Here is a 15,651-nt window from a genome sequence, read left to right on the forward strand (position 1 = left end):
TTTCTCCAAATTCACTGCAATGACGCTATGGGCCGATCACTCGGCCCGCAGCGCTTCCATGTCACCGACGAAATAGGGTTCCTTGATCGCATAGGCGCCCATTCCGTATTTCTCGAGGATCGACTGGTAGGTGCCGTTCTCGAACAGTGCGGAAAGGGCCGAAACCATCATGTCGGCGGTCGGCTTGTCGTCCTTGGCGATGGCGAGGCCGAGCGGCGCAACGTCATAGAGAGTCGGCAGAACGACAAGCTGGCCCTTGCTCGTAACCTCGAAATAGCTGGAGGCGGTGGCATCGTCCATGCGCGCATCAACGCGGTCCGCGAGCACGGCCTGAATGATGTCCGTCGAGGAATTGAACACCGACTTGTCGATCGGCTCCAGCCCCTCCTCCGTGCATTCGGCGGTCAGCTTGTCGACCAGAAAGTCGGACGCGCTGCCGGCCGAAACGCCGACGCGCTTGCCGCAAAGGGGCAGTTCCCCTGTGAACTCATCCTTCTTTTCCGGTGATGTGGAGGCGGCAATGCCGGCCTTGATGAACATCACGAAATCGACCTGCTTCAAACGATCAGGATTGGCCGAGAAGGTTTCCCAGGCAATCTTGAAGCGGCCGGCAGCAAGCCCCGGGATCATCGACGGGAACGGGGTTCGCTGGACGTCGAGCTCGGCATCCACAAGCTTGGCCACTTCGCCAGCCAGTTCGATAATGATGCCGGTCGGCTTGCCATCGGCATCGAGATATTCGAATGGCGCGAAGTCGATCGTGTTGGCGACCGTTAGCTTGCCCGTCTCTTCGACCTCCGGCGATTTCGAAACATCGGCAGCCATCGCCGAAACGCTCCACCCGCCAAGCAGGGCGGCGAAACCAGCGCCTGCGAGTTGCTTAAGATGCCTGTTCATACCCGTTCTCCTCTCAATCCATTCTTATATGCCGAAGCTCGGCTGCATAACCCTTTGCAAACGGCCCTGGCGTCCCTTGGGACCGTCAGGGCCGTATCCCCCCGCCTGTCAGCGCGCAGCGCTCTCCTGGGCTGCCTGCTTCTTGCGGTAATGGTAGTTCTTGTCGATCCGCTCCATCAGGTAGTCGCCATAGAGCACCGGCTCGTATTTTGGTGTGGCACCTTCCGCGACACAGGCCGGCAGGGCTTCAATCAGAGCTTCCATCGACGGGTCGAAGAAGAAGGGCTGCGAATAGCGCTCGCGGCCCGAACGGTTGATCACGCGGTGGGGCGTGGAGACAAAGACGTCGTTCGACCAGCGGGCGAGAATGTCGCCCACATTCATGACAAAGGAATTGGCGATCGGCGGCGCCGGCACCCAGTCGCCGGCCTTGTTTTTCACTTCAAGTCCCCCGACGTCATCCTGCGCGAGCAGCGTTATGAACCCATAATCCGTATGTGGCGCAGAGCCGAAAAGCCCCTCTTCCGCCTTCTGCGTGGGATAGTGCAGAAGCCGCAGGAAGGTTGTCGGATCGTCGAAATGGGCGTTCAGTTCGTCCGGCGACAGACCGAGCGAGATCGAGATCGCACCGACCATCTTGCGGGCCAGCGTGGTCATCTGCGCGACATAGCGTTCGATGGTCTCACGGAACTCCGGCAGCAGCGCGGCGTCCGGCCACTGGTTGGGCCCCTGCAGCGGTTTTTCTGCAGCAACACGCGGGTCGTTTGCATCGACCTCGTGCATGAAGAAAATCGATTCGCTCTGGTTCGGCTTGCTGACGGTAGCGACCGAAGAGGTGACGATCGTGGACCCGGCAAACGGCAGATAGCCGCGGAAATTCCTGTCGATCCGCAGCTTCAGCTTTTCCTCTTCCGGAAGGGCAAAGAACTGCTTGCTCACCTCACGCACGGCCTCGATGTCGGACTGAGAAATCTCATGGCCCACGATATAGAGGAAGCCGATATTCTCCAGATAGCCGCGCAGGGTTGAAGCAACCGCGCGCACCGCGTCCTCATCGCCTCCATAGAGACCGGAAACGTCGAGAACAGGAATTTCGGAGAACTCGCCGCGTGTACTCGTTGACATGACCACCATCCCAGCTTGAAGATACCATACAGTACTGTATTTATGCATATCAGATTGTGGTCGGCAATAGCCGCAGCAGACGGAATTGGATAACGAGCATGACGCCACGGAAAATCATCATCGATACCGACCCGGGACAGGACGACGCGTTTGCAATCCTGTTCGCGCTGGGCTCCCCTCAGGATCTTGAAGTGGTTGGCATCACAACCGTCGGCGGCAATGTGCCCCTTTCGCTGACCACAAAAAACGCACTCAAGGTCGTGGAACTGGCGGAGCGTCCGGACGTCCCCGTCTTCGCGGGGTGCCCGGCGCCCATGGTGAAAAAGCTGATGACGGCGGAATACGTCCATGGCGAGACCGGCCTCGACGGCGCGGAACTGCCCGAACCGGCGACCCCCGTACAGGACGAACATGCAGTCAACTGGATGGTGCGCACGATTATGGCCGCGTCCGAAGGCGAGATCACCGTATGCACGCTTGGGCCGATGACCAACCTCGCCATGGCCATGACCATGGAGCCGCGTATTATCCCGCGCATCCGCGAAGTGGTGCTGATGGGGGGCGGTTTCTTCGAAGGAGGGAATGCGACGCCTGCGGCGGAGTTCAACATTTTCGTCGATCCACACGCAGCTCACAAAGTGTTCCATTCGGGCGTCCCGGTCACCATGGCGCCGATTGACTGCACCTACACGGCGCAGATGACACCGGAGTGGCTTGGAACCCTGCGCGCCACGGGCAGCCGCGCGGCCCTGGAAGCCGCCAACATGGCTGAATTCTATTGCCAGTATGGCGACCACAAATTTCCCACCAAAGCGCGGCCGATCCACGATGCCTGCGTGACGGGCTATTTGCTTTCCCCGGAGATTTACGAACAGCGCCAGTGCTATGTCACCGTCGATATTTCATCATCCGAGACCATCGGCATGACCGTCGTCGACTGGTGGCACGTCACCGGAAAGGAGAAGAATGTCAATGTCCTCCGACGCATCGAACCGGCGCCGTTCTTCGACCTGATGCTCGAGCGCATCAGCGCCCTCCCATAAGGCATGGGATGACCGCGCGCGCAACTTCTGCTAGCGGAAGCCGGGTCGCTATGGTCCAAATTTGCGTTCCTGTCAGGCCCTGGGCCCGACAACCCATCCGAAGTGGAGAAAGCGTTGGCAAGAAAGACGATTGCAAAGCCCGCCTCGGACCCAAAGTCCTCCCCGCGCCAGACGCTGAACCGCGAGGCCTGGGTCAAGGCCGCGCGCAAGGTCCTGGAAAAACGCGGCATCGCCGAGGTCAAGATCGACCGGCTAGCCCGTCACTTCAAGGTCACGCGCGGCAGTTTCTATTTCCACTTCTCCAGCCTGAAGGATCTCCACGACGAACTGTTGAACGAATGGCGCCGCGCGAACTGCGCGCCCTTCGAGGCCAAGCGCGACGTCACTGACATCGATGGCCTGCAGTTCTTCACAGAGATCGTTCATATCTGGGTGGACGAAAAGCCCTTCAGCCCCTTGCTGGATCTTGCCGTACGCGACTGGTCGCGCACTTCCAAAGCGCTCGGCAGAGAAGTGGCGGCCATGGACGACCTGCGCATCACGCTTCTGCAGCGCGCGTTCCGTGCAATGGGCTATGGCCCGGAGGAAAGCCTTGTGCGTGCCCGGCTGACCTATTTCCATCAGATCGGCCAGTACGCGCTTTCCTTCAAGGAAGACCCTGAACAGCGCAGGCGCCATGGCCCGATCTACGGCAAGGTTCTCCTTGCACCGCTCGTGCAGGAGCCCAACCTGCCGAAGGACTGGCAGGACACGGAGAACAAATAGGCCCGCGTGTCCGAAGCCCGGGGCTCAGGTCTCTTTCGGTCTGGAAATGCGCTGCAAAACAGCCTTCATCTCACGGATACGCCGCGCCGACGTTCGCCGCTCTACGGGCGACGTGAAACCGAAGCGGGCGAGCCTGTCGTCGGCGGCCAATGCTTCACTGCAGGAGGCGTGAAACGAGCGGATGCCGGTTGAGCGCGCGATCGTTTCGACATTCTCAGTCGAGACACCCGACCCGGCCATGATCTCGATGCGCGCGTCCGCATGGGTTTTCATGGCAGCAAGGGTATCCTTGCCCTCCAGCACCGTCAGGGCGCCGCCGGAGGTCAGGATCCTCTCAAAGCCAAGCGCGACTGCAGTCTCGATTGCCGCCAGCCAATCCTCCACCGTGTCGATCACACGGTGTAGTGTGCGGCCCATACCCGCACTCGCTTCGCACAGCGCCGCAAGCGTTCGCTCGTCGAGAACGCCATCAGCGGTCGCAGCACCTAGAACCACACCGGCAAGGCCGGCATCCCGCGCCGCCGCGATGTCATCCGCCATCAGCGCGATTTCGTGCTCGCTGAAGCAGAAATCGCCCTGGCGCGGCCGGATCATCGCATAGGCCGGTACGCCGCAACCCGCCGCCGCCCGCATCAGCCCGTAAGAAGGCGTTAGCCCGCCAAGTGGCAGCGCCGAGCACAGCTCGATCCTGTCTGCCCCGCCCTCGACGCAGGTTTCCACGCCTTCAAGCGTGTCCACACAAACCTCAAGCGTTGCCCGCATTGTGTGCCTCCCTTGCAAAGATTGCAGCGCCCACCAGCGCCTTTTCCGCCCCGCCCTGAACCGGAACAAGCAGCCGTTCGCTGCGCTCGATCAGGCAGCGCTGACGCACCTCTCCATCGAGCGCTTCGACGAGTGTTTCATCCTGCGCCAGCCCGCCGCTGACCGGGATGATGGACGGATCGACCATGTTGACGATGTTGGCCAGCGCGCCGCCGACAATGTCGAGAAAGACATCAACCGTGCGTGTCGCCCATTCCTCGCCGGCATGCCATTGCGCGAGGATCGTCACGCTGTCGCTCTCGATGCCATGCAGGTGCCGGTGAAGCCGCTCGATGCCGCGCGCAGCCCCCAGCGTGTCGACACAGCCCACCTGGCCGCAGCCGCATTCAATCGCCGGCAAAAAGGTGCCCGTGCGCATGGCGCTTGCCGGGCCGTGACCCCATTCGCCGGCATTGCCGGTCGCGCCCGTCATCACCCGGCCATCGATCACCACCGCGCCGCCAATGCCCGTTCCGATGATTGCGGCGAGCACCTGCCGGTGCCCGACGCCTGCGCCCGTCAGCGCTTCAGCGAGCGCAAAGGCATTCGCATCATTGATGACATAAACCGGACGCAAGAGTGTTTCGCGCAGATCCTCCGCCACGTTGCGGCCGGTGATGCAGGGAATGTTGGCGCTGCGCGCAAGCCCGGTCACGGGATCGATCACCGCCGCAATGGAGATGCCGACCGGCGCATCGCCCTCGCCCGCCATCACCTTCACCGTTTCGCGGAAAGCGTCGTAATCGCGCGCGGGCGTCGCCTGCCTGTCGCGAATGACCGGCCTGTTGTCCGACCCCATGTCGGCAACGACGGCCTTGGACCCGCCGATGTCAAAACAACATATCATTTCAATTCTTTCGTGTTTGATGGCATAAGGCCGCGAAGGCCAGAACATTACAAGAAAACCGGAAGAATCCATGCCCGAAGACAAACCCGCGCGACGCAAAAGGCCGACGATTGCCGATGTCGCAAAGCGGGCGGGCGTGGCGCCGACCATCGTCTCCCGTGCGCTCTCGCCGGAGCGCCGTCCGGTCTCGCGCGAGAAGCGCGAACGGGTTCTGAAGGCGGCCGCGGAGCTTGGCTACAACCAGAACCCGCTGGCGCGCGGCCTGGCCACCAATTCGCTCGACATGGTGGCGGTCATCGTCAACCACATCACCGATCTTTCCGATCTCGACCTGTTCGACCCGCTGCTCGAAGCGATCCAGGCGCTTGGTAAGCAGGCGGTCATCATTCGTGTCGGCAACACCGAGAAGATCGAGGATTTCCTGCGCAACAGCGCCGCGTTTCACGTTCATGCAGCGCTGGTCTTTTCCGACTTCGCCGACGCCGAAGGCGTGCGCACACTGTTCCACAGCGACAATGTGCTGATGCTCAACGGGCGCTTCGACGCCAAATCCGCCTACATCACCATCGATGAGGCGGCGGGCATTCGCGAGGCCGTGACCCGCGCGCTGGAACGCGGGGCGAAAACCGGCGCGCTGGTCACCGGCCGTCAGACCTCGCTCATCGAGCAGGCCCGCATTCAGGCCTATCGCGACATCTGCGCCGGGGCGGGCCTCGATCTCGTTCAGGAACTGCAGGGCGATTATTCCTACGCGTCGGGGCTTGCCCTTGCCGGCCGCATCGACGGCGCCAGCCTTCCCGATGCGATTTTCTGCACCTCGGACGCCATGGCCATGGGCATGATGGACGGGCTGAGGGCGCGCGATCTTCTGCCGCCGCGCGACTATCGTCTTTACGGGTTCGACGCCGTGGTGAACGCCAATTTCAATGCCTTCGACATTTCCTCGATCGGCTTTGACAAGGCGGAACTGATCCATGGGATTTCGATGTTTCTGAAAGATCCGGCCGGCTATCGCGACCACCCGGAAGTGCATGAGCTGCACACCCGTTTCGTGGAGCGCAGCACCGGCTGACAAACTGACATTCGATCAATGAGAATGCCCGCCGGCAAGATTGCTCGCCGGCGGGCCATTCGGGTTTACCAGAGCGGGTTCAGCTCCGGCGGGTTGGCGTCCTCGCCCCACCACTTCTTGTAGTTCGCCTCATAGGCGCCGGACTGGATGTAGTCCGAGACGAACATGTCGAGCCAGCGCACGAAGTCCGGATCGCCCTTGGCGACGGCAATGCCGATCGGATCGTTGGAATAGAGACCCGGCACCGTGACCAGGCCTTCTTCCTTTGCCGCCAGATAGTCGAGCATGGAGGAATCCTCGATGCCGGCGTCAACGCGCTTCTGGCGCAGAAGCAGAACGCCATCCGGCGAGAACGTGTCGGTATAGACCAGCTCCGCGCCCGGCACTTCACGCTTCAGGAACGCTTCGCCCGTGGTGCCGCGCCCCACGACGACACGCTTGCCGTCGAGATCGGCAAGGGTGTTGATCCCTGCATCCTTCTGGGCAATCACGCGCAGGCCGGCGCGGTTGTAGGGGATCGAGAAGCTCACCGCCTTGGCGCGGGGCAGCGTTGCAGACGTGTTTGCGACCACGATGTCGAGCTGGCCGGAAACCAGCATCGAAACGCGCGCATCGCCCGAAACGTCGGTAAACTCCACTGGCACGCCGATCTTCTCGGCAAGCAGGGTGGCCACGTCCACGTCGTAGCCGACGGGGTTGTTCTTGTCGTCGCGGAAGCCGATGGGCTCGCCGCCCAGCGACACGCCAATGCGCACCTTGCCGCGCTCGATGATGTCATCCAGCATGCCGGCTGCCGCCGGTCCGGCGAGCGCGGCACAGGCCGCCAGCGCCACGATGGTTTTCTTCACAAGTGATTTCATTGAACTCCTCCTTCTTGGATTAAATCGGTTGCGATTGCCGCTTTTCCGGAGCGGCCATGGAAGGCTCCCAGAACCAGTAGGCAACGGTGCCCTGGCCATGGAGATTGACGACACGGTGATTGCCGTGCGTGTCGAGCGCGTGGATCACCACCTCGCCGATGAAACCGGTGTCGAGCGCGAGCAGATCGTCGGCAGCGCTCTGGATCGCGTCATCGAGAGACAGGCCGCATTTCATGCCGTGCACGATTGCGTGCGCCGTCGCCGAACGCATGGTCATCTCGCCGGTATGCGTGCACGCCGCCGCGCCATAGCGGCTGTCGGCGTAAAAGCCTGCGCCGGGGATCGGGCTGTCGCCCACGCGGCCCGGATATTTCCACGCCCAGCCCGAAGTCGAGGTGACGGTCGCGATCCCGCCGGTCTGGTCCTGCCCCAGAAACACGGTCGTGTCGCGCACCCGCTCGGGGTCGGTGATCGCGCCCAGAAGCCCCGCCAGCGGGGTGTCGGGGAAAGCGCCCTTCTGTTCCTCGGTCATCAGGCCGTCGAGCTTTTCCCACCAGACGCGCTTGCTGTCCGGGTAGAGCATATCGTCGGGCGTGAAACCGATTTCATCTGCAAACCTGCGCGCGCCCTCTCCGGTCAGCATCACATGGGGCAGTCGGCGCATCACCTCGCAGGCGAGTGCGGCCACATGCAGCGTGCGTGGCACGGCGGCCACCGCGCCCACGGTGCGGGTCGTTCCGTCCATCACGCCGGCGTCGCATTCCATCACGCCCAGCATGTTGGGCCAGCCGCCATAGCCGACGCTGCGCACCTTCGGATCGGCCTCCACGAAGCCGATGCCGCGCACCAGCGCATCCACGGCGGATTTCCCGTTCTTCAGGTCGGCAATGGATTCGGAAAATCCGGCTTCGGCCTCGCAATTGGCAAGAAGTATCACGCGTCAGTCTTTCTTCATCTTGGTCAGGAACTGGCGGATGCGCGGCACGGCAAAGCCGCCATCCTCCGCAAAGAAACGTTCGGTGGGCATGTCGACGATGAGCTCGCCATGCTCCAGAAAAACGATGCGGCTGGAAATGCGCCGCGCAAACTCGACCTCGTGGGTCACGAACAGCATCGTTGTGCCGCCGCGCGCAAGCTCGGCCAGAATGTCCAGAACCTCGCCCGTCATCTCCGGATCGAGCGCGCTCGTCACCTCGTCCAGCAGCAGGTAACGCGGGTCCATCGCAAGCGCCCGGCAGATGCCCACGCGCTGACGCTGGCCGCCCGACAGGCGCTGCGGATAGGCCGTCGCGAGATCGGCGAGCCCCACCAGCTTCAGGAGTTCGCGCGCCCGCGCCTCGGCTTCCGCGCGCGGCTTCTTCAAAACGTTGATCGGCGCCAGCGTGATGTTCTCCAGCGCCGTCATGTGCGGGTAGAGATTGAACAGCTGGAACACCGTCGCCGAACGGCGGCGCGCCGCCGCGAGCCCCGCCTTGGTGGACACATCATTGCCATCGACGGTGATCCGCCCGCCAGAGAGGGCCTCCAGCCCGTTGATGCAGCGGATCAGCGTCGACTTGCCCGAACCGCTCGAGCCCAGAATGGTCACCACCTCGCCCGGCTCGATGGTCAGGTTGATGCGCTTGAGGACCGTCGTTTCGCCAAAACGCTTCTCGACGTTTTCAATGACAATCATGTCAGATTCCTTCCCAGACGACCGACCTGCGCAGCCGCTTTTCAATGCGCGCGCCCACACTCGCCAGAAGCTTTGCCAGCGCGTAGTAGAGGAGCCCCACCACGGTCCACACGATGAACGGCTCGAGCGTACGCAGATTGAGAATGTTGCCGATCTTGGTCAGATCGAACACGCCGATGACCGAGATCAGCGATGTGACCTGAAGCTGGTTCACCAGAAGGCCGACCAGCGGCCCGATGGAGAACGCGGCAGCCTGCGGCAGAAGCACGAAGCGCAGGATCTGCCAGCGCGAATGCCCAAAGACCTTTGCCGCCGCCACCTGCTCCGCCTCCACCGCATCGATGCCCGAGCGGAAGATCACGAATGCGAACGCCGCCGTGTTCAGGCTGATGGTGAGCGATGCCGCCACGAATGGCGTCATGTTGATGTGAAAGAAGGCCGGCAGCCCGAAGAAAACCAGAAAGAGCTGAACCAGAACCGGCGAGTTCTTGAGCGCTTCGCTGATGGTGACAATCACCTGCCGCAGCACCGGCACGCGGTAATAGTCCACCAGGGTGAAAAGCGCCGCGATCAGGAGGCCGACAAGCGTGGTGAGCGTGAAGAGCCCCACCGTGACGCCCAGCCCCTGCGCAAGCAGCACCAGATCGTAGGGCGTGAAGTCCGCATACCTCATGCCGCGCCTCCCGTATCCATCGCCCGGTTGAGCCGCCTGTGAACCGTATTGATCAGAAGCGACAGCGCATAGGTGAGCGAGGCGTAGAGAACGAGCAGCACGAGATAGACCTCGAACGGCTTGAAGGTGGTCGAAGCCACGATCTTGGCGGTGCCCGTCAGTTCATTGATCGTGATGGTCGACAGGATCGAGGAGGTCAGAACCATGTTGATCAGCACCGAGCCCATCGGGCGCACGGAGGTGCGCAGCGCAATCGGCAGAACGATTTTGGTAAAAATGGTCCAGCGGCTGAGGCCACTCACCTTCGCCGCCTCGATCACCCCCTGATCCACCGCCAGAATGCCCGAGCGAATGACATCGGAAACAAACGCGCCGCCGATGATCGACAGGGCGATCACCCCGGTCTCGAACGCGCCGATATAGATGCCGATTTCCGGCAGGCCGTAGAAGAAGAAAAAAAGCTGAACGATGAACGGCGTGTTGCGAAACACGTCGCTATAGGCGAACGCAACCCCGCGCACGATCCGGTTTCCGGACGTGCGAAGCGACGCCATCAATGCCCCGATGAGGACCGCCCCGATGATCGCCAGCGTACAGGCGAACACGGTGAGCAGAAACCCGTCGAGCATGAAGGGCAGGTGCGGCCGAAGCGTAACCCAGAGCTGATTCAACGTCCCCCCTCTCCTCAAAGTGAAAGCGCTTTCATAATGGATGAGTTGCGCGCCCTGTCAAGGGTGCCTGGGAAAGACCCACCAGGTTTCCGCGGCTTCGCTACCCGCGCAAAGAAGGGACACAAGTCGGCATACAGCCAGAACCGACGGACCAGAAACGACCACCGTTCAGATCAGGAACACATGCCCGTGGGTTTATGCGCCGCGCAAAATACAGCGTCCGGCAGACTGTCAAACGGTCTCGCTGAGGCGCTCTTTCTCCGCCGGACCTGGCATGAACCTGCGTTCCGCCGCGCGAGGCGCGTCCTTCTTCCCTGACTTCTGCCAGGAAAGGAAGCGGGCGACCGCATACTGAATGGCGATACCGGCACTCAGGAGGACTGCATCGGAAGCGAAACTGGTCTCATGGCGCAAACGAAGGATCTGCAGCGCGATCGCCAGAACCGAACCGGTCGCAAAGACAGCGAGGCCGTTCCTGCCCATCAGTTCGACCGGACGGAACACAGGCCATTGAAATGCGCGCACCACCCAGGCGACATTGGTCAGAACATAGGCGAGAGCCAGCGCATGCAGAAGGCGCGGCAGCGACAGGAAAGTCTTGTCGAACCCGGCAATGAAGAACGGCAGCATCTTGCGTCCCGGCAGCGCCCCTGCCCTGAGCGAAACCCAGACACAGGAGAATGCGAGGAAGGCAGTGCACAGCCAGAACAGCCAGGCACGATAGGGAACGAGCTTTCTCCCCTCCAGCATGCAAAGCCCGCCGGCGATGCCGACAGCGAAGATGAGCTGCCAGGCTATCGGGTTGAAGAACCAGCCACCCGGGTTCGGATAATTCGGCAGGTTCAGGCGGAAAGCACCCGCAAGAAGCCAGACACCAACGGCCACGCCGATCAGCGCCCGCGGACTGCGCAGTCCGATCATGATGTAGAGCGGCGAGATCAGCAGAAGCATGGCGTAAAGCGGCAGAATGTTGAAATAGCCAAGTTGATGGCCAAGCAGCGGCACGCCGACCATGGTCTGCAGTGGTTTCGTGAGAAGTGGCCCGAAATTGATCCGGCTGAGCATCTCGAAGACACCGAGATAGAGCGCCCCGCCGGCGACAAGGGCAATGGCCATGAACGACGTAACGATGTGCGTCACATAGAGCAGTCCGGCACGCCTCCAGACCTTCATGCATGAGGCGAAGAAGGCTCCTCCGCGAAACCCGCGCGAATAGGCGAGCCCCACGGCAATGCCAGACATGAGCACGAAAGCCTCGGCCGCGTCGGAAAAGCCAAAATTGCGCGACGTCAGGTTCTCATAGAGATTGCCGGGCACGTGGTTGATGAAGATCGTGATCAGCGCCAGACCACGGAACACGTCCAGGCGCTGGTCACGGCCAGCGCTTGAAGGAATGAAGGGGGCGTTCATGAGGCGGCCTCACTGTTCCGCGTCAGCGGGCTCGAGTGCCGGTTCCGCCACCGGCTGGCTTGCAGGCGCAGTCTCTGCGGCGCCGCGCCAACGGGAAAGTATGACTTCCTGACGAAGGACCACCGGTGAAGGGTCGCGGTCATCCGCCGTCTGGAAAAGCCCGGCCGCCGCAGCGTCGAGCGCGCTCCGCGAACTGACGTGGATCAGGAGAGGTGCGAAGACCTGCGGCCCTGCCACCAGAAGCAGCCAGCCGACATATTCCGGAGCAAATTGGAAGGCCAGCCCCAGTGTCACCAGACCGGTGGCGCTGATCCACCAGCTTGCAGACCACGCTTCTGAAAGGCTGACAGAGCCGGCTTCCCGATCGGTGGCGGGCCAGCCGCCATCCATGCCGAGAAACACTTCCATCACCGCCCGGCACTGGTACATCAGCATGATCGGCGCAAGCAGGCTGGTGGAAAGAATCTCCGTCAACGTATTGAGAAGAGCGCGACCGGTGCCGCCGAACGCCTCGTTGACGCCACTCAGTGCGCCACGCAGAACAATCAGAAGCTTGGGGCCGATCAACAGGCCAAAAACGCCGACGAGCAATGTTAGCGCCAGCCCCTGCTCAACGCGTGGAAACACGGGAAAAAGCCCCGGCTCGGGGAAATAGTCCGGAACGCCCTTCAGCAGCGGCGCGGCGATCGAGGCAATGATGAACAGCGCCCAGAGTGGTGACGACACATAAGCCATTATATTCTGGACAAACACGAACCGGCTCCAGGGCTTGAGGCCCGGTGCCACCATCACGCGGCCATGCTGAAGATTGCCCTGGCACCATCGACGGTCGCGCTTGGCGAAGTCGACAACATTGTCCGGTCCCTCTTCATAGGAGCCAGCAAGATCGGGATCGACCCGCACGATCCAGCCATTGCGGGACAAAAGCGCTGCTTCGACATAGTCGTGGCTCAGTATATGCCCGCCAAATGGCGGCGCGCCGGAGAGTTCGGGAAGGCCACAGCTCTGGGCGAAAGCACGTGTACGGACAATCGCATTGTGCCCCCAGAACGGCCCGGACTCTCCCTGCAGCGCGGCCAGGCCACGCGTATAGACCGGGGAGTAATAGCTGGTGGAAAACTGCATCGCCCGGCCAAAGAACGAACGCGCATGGACGATTTTCGGCAGGGTCTGCAGGAGACCGAGCCTGGGTTCCGCCTCCATGCGCCGCACCATCTCGGCCATCGTCGCGCCTTCCATCAGACTGTCGGCATCGAGCACGATCATGTAATCGTAGATCGCGCCGGACGTCCGGATGAAATCGGCAACATTGCCGGCTTTCTTGCCCGTGTTTTGCTCCCGCCGCCGGTAATAGATAGCCGTGTGCGCGCCGCATTCCGCCTGCAGGCGCTCGAACCAGCGCTCTTCCTCCGCTGCAACGCGCTCGTCACGCGTATCAGACAGGATCGCAAAATCGAAGCGGCCGGCAACGCCAAGCGTGTGAAGGCTGCCGATCATCGCTGCAACATGCGAAAACGTTTTGACCGGATCTTCGTTGTAGACAGGGACGAGCACCGCCGTCCGTGCGCTGGTCGGCGTCAGTTCGAATGACTGCTTTTTCTCCCTGAAGGGCAGGCTTAAGAGCCCGTTGAACGCATAGGCCGCACCCCATGCGAGCCACGCTGTGCTGGCGGCCAGCAGCACGATGCGAACGGCGTCGATCCATTGAATGCCATCGGCTGAAAAATAGCCGACGGCAAGCGAGGCGACGAGCCCTGCCATAAGCAGGCAGAAAAGGATCGACAATACGCGTCTTACACTGACCATCACACTCTCATGGGGTTCACCGACCACCATTCCCGTCTCTCAATCGGGCCCGTAATTTCACTTCCAGGCCAGTCGCTTGAGCAGCACGGAGAACAGCGCGGGGCGCGCACGCCGGCGTTCCAGCACCTGCTCGGGCATCGCCATGGGCGCAACCGGCAGAGCGTGACGGCCATACGTCATCGGCTGGCTATCCGTCTCACGAACGTGCGTCATCTGTATCTCTCCACTGATAACTCCAGATTTCAGAAAGGCGTTTGTCGTCGAGCTTGAGGTGACCGCTCATTTCAACAGGTCCCGCACCGCTCGGTTTCAGGTCGATCACGAGACGCCACATGCCATTGCTGTCGATGCGGGAAACCGCCGAATGCGCAATCTCGCCACGGCTGACATTCACAACTGCTTCAATGTTTGAATCGCCCGGAAGGTTCCGCAGAACCTCGCCATCGAAATCGACGACGAACTTGCGCAGCCCCTCCTCGTTCTTGACACCGGAGACACCGCCCTCGCCGCTGCGAAGCGCCATGACCCGTGCAAACCGGTTGGTCGGCTCATCGATGGCACCCCAGGTCAGGCGATAGTTGAACTCAAGCGCATCTCCCGCTTCAACGTCCTTTTCAGGAACCCAGAACGCGACGATGTTGTCGTTGACCTCGAGATCGGTCGGTATCTCGACAAGCGTGATGTTGCCGCGTCCCCAGGCTTCAAGCGGCTCCACGAGGAGCGACGGCCGGCGTTCATAATGAGCGCCCGCATCCTGGAAGTGCGCAAAATCACGATCGCGCTGGTAGAGGCCGAATGCCTGTGGGCTGTCTTCGGAAAAGAACGACGTGGCAAGCTCGGACGGATTGTTCAGATTGCGCCACAGCTCGTCACCATCCTTGCGGACGATCTTCAGCCCGTCGCTGTCGTGAACCTGGCCACGGTAGTCATCAAACGCGCTGTCATTGTTTTCGGCGAAGAGGAACATGGATGTCATCGGTGCGACGCCGAGCCGGCCGATGGCCTTTCTGGCGAAGAGGCGAGCCGTCACGGTCATGACCGTGTTGCGGCCAGGCGCAATCACAAAGCGATAGGCACCCGTCACACTTTCGCTGTCGAGCGCGGCATAGACGGTCACTTCCTTGCTGCGCCGGTTTGGCTTCTCGATATAGAAGTCGGTGAAGCGCGGAAACTCTTCCCCGCTGGTTGTCGCGGTGCCGATGGCCAGTCCACGCGCGGACAATCCGTAGAGTGTGTCCCGGCCGAGCGCACGGAAGTAGCTCGCGCCGAGGAAGGACACCAGTTCATCCATCACATCGGGTGCATTAAGCGGATAATGCAGGCGGAAACCCGCCTCCCCCTCCATGACCAGATCTTCAAACCGGGAGGGGTCAAGCGGCTTGCGATACTCGAAATCGCGACCGGTGAAGAGGATCGGCGTGGCAGCCTCTCCCTCCACCGCGTAGAGACGCACCGGCTCCTTGAACAGCCAGCCCATGTGAAAGGCCTGCAGTTCGAACGGGGCCTCACCCTGCCACAATGCGTGGTCGGGCCGGAAACGAATCGCCCGGTGCTGGTCGTAGGTCAGCCCGGCAATCTGCTCGGGGAGCTTGAATTCGGCTTTGGCGAAGGGTTCGGAAGCCTTGTTTTTCATCGCCTCCGTAAGCGCCTCGAAGGAAAATGGCTGCGCCTCTCCCTTCACATCAACACCTTGCGCGGCAACGTCTTCAGCGCGCGCATGGGTTGCAAGGGCCGTCAGGCTGGACGTGCCCAACAGCGACGCTGACAGGCAGGAAACAAGGAAGGATCGTCGGTCCATATATGGAACTCGTATGCAAGAAAACTCAGGGTGAAGCCGCGGCACAAGCCACGCGCTTTCAACGCATTAATTGCGGTTTAGTTTCGGCAGTAGACATAACATTCGGAGACTGTCCGTTACCAAGATTTGAAGGCACAGCGCAGAGCGGCGGATCGCTGTACAGCGTCCCCTCGAGACTTGCAATCCTGTTCTGAATCGTGCCCAATCG

The 15,651-nt window shown here is 61.6% G+C and carries 16 protein-coding genes; 3 read left to right on the forward strand and 13 right to left on the reverse strand.

From position 1 onward, the window contains the following. Positions 1-36: 36 nt before the first annotated feature. Positions 37-897 (reverse strand): ABC transporter substrate-binding protein, encoded by an 861-nt coding sequence (locus KUG85_RS16660; RefSeq protein WP_223006126.1) that lies wholly within the window; start codon positions 895-897, stop codon positions 37-39. Between the two features lie 108 nt (positions 898-1,005). Continuing rightward, the gene (locus KUG85_RS16665) at positions 1,006-2,022 is read right to left on the reverse strand and encodes an isopenicillin N synthase family dioxygenase (RefSeq protein ID WP_223006127.1); all 1,017 of its coding nucleotides are present in this window, start codon (positions 2,020-2,022) and stop codon (positions 1,006-1,008) included. A 98-nt stretch (positions 2,023-2,120) separates the two neighbouring features. On the opposite strand from KUG85_RS16665, the gene KUG85_RS16670 reads away from it, so the two are divergent. Together KUG85_RS16670 and KUG85_RS16675 are read left to right on the forward strand one after the other, a co-directional pair. Further along, positions 2,121-3,065: a nucleoside hydrolase gene (locus KUG85_RS16670; protein WP_223006128.1), complete on the forward strand. Its 945-nt coding sequence runs from the start codon at positions 2,121-2,123 to the stop codon at positions 3,063-3,065. Positions 3,066-3,179: 114 nt separating this feature from the next. Next, a complete protein-coding gene (locus tag KUG85_RS16675) occupies positions 3,180-3,830 on the forward strand; it encodes a TetR/AcrR family transcriptional regulator (protein ID WP_223006129.1) in 651 nt (216 codons plus the stop codon). Between the two features lie 24 nt (positions 3,831-3,854). On the opposite strand, the gene KUG85_RS16680 is transcribed toward KUG85_RS16675, so the two are convergent. Both KUG85_RS16680 and KUG85_RS16685 read right to left on the reverse strand, forming a co-directional pair. Next, the gene (locus KUG85_RS16680; protein ID WP_223006130.1) at positions 3,855-4,592 is read right to left on the reverse strand and encodes a copper homeostasis protein CutC; all 738 of its coding nucleotides are present in this window, start codon (positions 4,590-4,592) and stop codon (positions 3,855-3,857) included. After that, positions 4,576-5,526, reverse strand: coding sequence for an ROK family protein (locus KUG85_RS16685; protein WP_322098569.1), 951 nt, complete (start codon positions 5,524-5,526; stop codon positions 4,576-4,578). The genes KUG85_RS16680 and KUG85_RS16685 overlap by 17 nt, the downstream gene beginning before the upstream one ends. Positions 5,527-5,548: 22 nt before the next feature. Between KUG85_RS16685 and KUG85_RS16690 the strand changes: the two genes are divergently transcribed. Continuing rightward, positions 5,549-6,550, forward strand: a complete 1,002-nt coding sequence (locus KUG85_RS16690; protein WP_223006132.1) for a LacI family DNA-binding transcriptional regulator — start codon at positions 5,549-5,551, stop codon at positions 6,548-6,550. A gap of 65 nt (positions 6,551-6,615) precedes the next feature. On the opposite strand, the gene KUG85_RS16695 is transcribed toward KUG85_RS16690, so the two are convergent. The 9 genes from KUG85_RS16695 to KUG85_RS16735 form a co-directional block, all read right to left on the reverse strand. After that, entirely contained in the window at positions 6,616-7,410 is a 795-nt protein-coding gene (locus KUG85_RS16695) for a transporter substrate-binding domain-containing protein (protein ID WP_223006133.1), read from the reverse strand. 19 nt (positions 7,411-7,429) lie between these two features. Next, positions 7,430-8,347 carry an isoaspartyl peptidase/L-asparaginase gene (locus tag KUG85_RS16700; RefSeq protein ID WP_223006134.1) on the reverse strand — a complete coding sequence of 306 codons (918 nt, stop codon included), beginning with the start codon at positions 8,345-8,347 and terminating at the stop codon, positions 7,430-7,432. 3 nt (positions 8,348-8,350) lie between these two features. Then, entirely contained in the window at positions 8,351-9,085 is a 735-nt protein-coding gene (locus KUG85_RS16705) for an amino acid ABC transporter ATP-binding protein (RefSeq protein WP_223006135.1), read from the reverse strand. A gap of 1 nt (position 9,086) precedes the next feature. Continuing rightward, positions 9,087-9,758 (reverse strand): ABC transporter permease subunit, encoded by a 672-nt coding sequence (locus KUG85_RS16710; RefSeq protein WP_223006136.1) that lies wholly within the window; start codon positions 9,756-9,758, stop codon positions 9,087-9,089. Further along, positions 9,755-10,429, reverse strand: coding sequence for an amino acid ABC transporter permease (locus tag KUG85_RS16715; protein WP_222473790.1), 675 nt, complete (start codon positions 10,427-10,429; stop codon positions 9,755-9,757). The genes KUG85_RS16710 and KUG85_RS16715 overlap by 4 nt, the downstream gene beginning before the upstream one ends. Positions 10,430-10,660: 231 nt before the next feature. Then, positions 10,661-11,839, reverse strand: coding sequence for an OpgC family protein (locus KUG85_RS16720; protein WP_223006137.1), 1,179 nt, complete (start codon positions 11,837-11,839; stop codon positions 10,661-10,663). Between the two features lie 9 nt (positions 11,840-11,848). Further along, entirely contained in the window at positions 11,849-13,645 is a 1,797-nt protein-coding gene (gene mdoH, locus KUG85_RS16725; RefSeq protein WP_223006364.1) for a glucans biosynthesis glucosyltransferase MdoH, read from the reverse strand. Positions 13,646-13,702: 57 nt separating this feature from the next. After that, positions 13,703-13,858: a hypothetical protein gene (locus KUG85_RS16730; RefSeq protein WP_155983348.1), complete on the reverse strand. Its 156-nt coding sequence runs from the start codon at positions 13,856-13,858 to the stop codon at positions 13,703-13,705. Beyond that, positions 13,842-15,398 carry a glucan biosynthesis protein gene (locus KUG85_RS16735; RefSeq protein ID WP_255606460.1) on the reverse strand — a complete coding sequence of 519 codons (1,557 nt, stop codon included), beginning with the start codon at positions 15,396-15,398 and terminating at the stop codon, positions 13,842-13,844. Before KUG85_RS16735 ends, KUG85_RS16730 begins: the two co-directional genes overlap by 17 nt. Positions 15,399-15,651 lie beyond the last annotated feature (253 nt).

Source organism: Nitratireductor rhodophyticola (assembly GCF_019891355.1).
Classification (GTDB): domain Bacteria; phylum Pseudomonadota; class Alphaproteobacteria; order Rhizobiales; family Rhizobiaceae; genus Nitratireductor; species Nitratireductor rhodophyticola.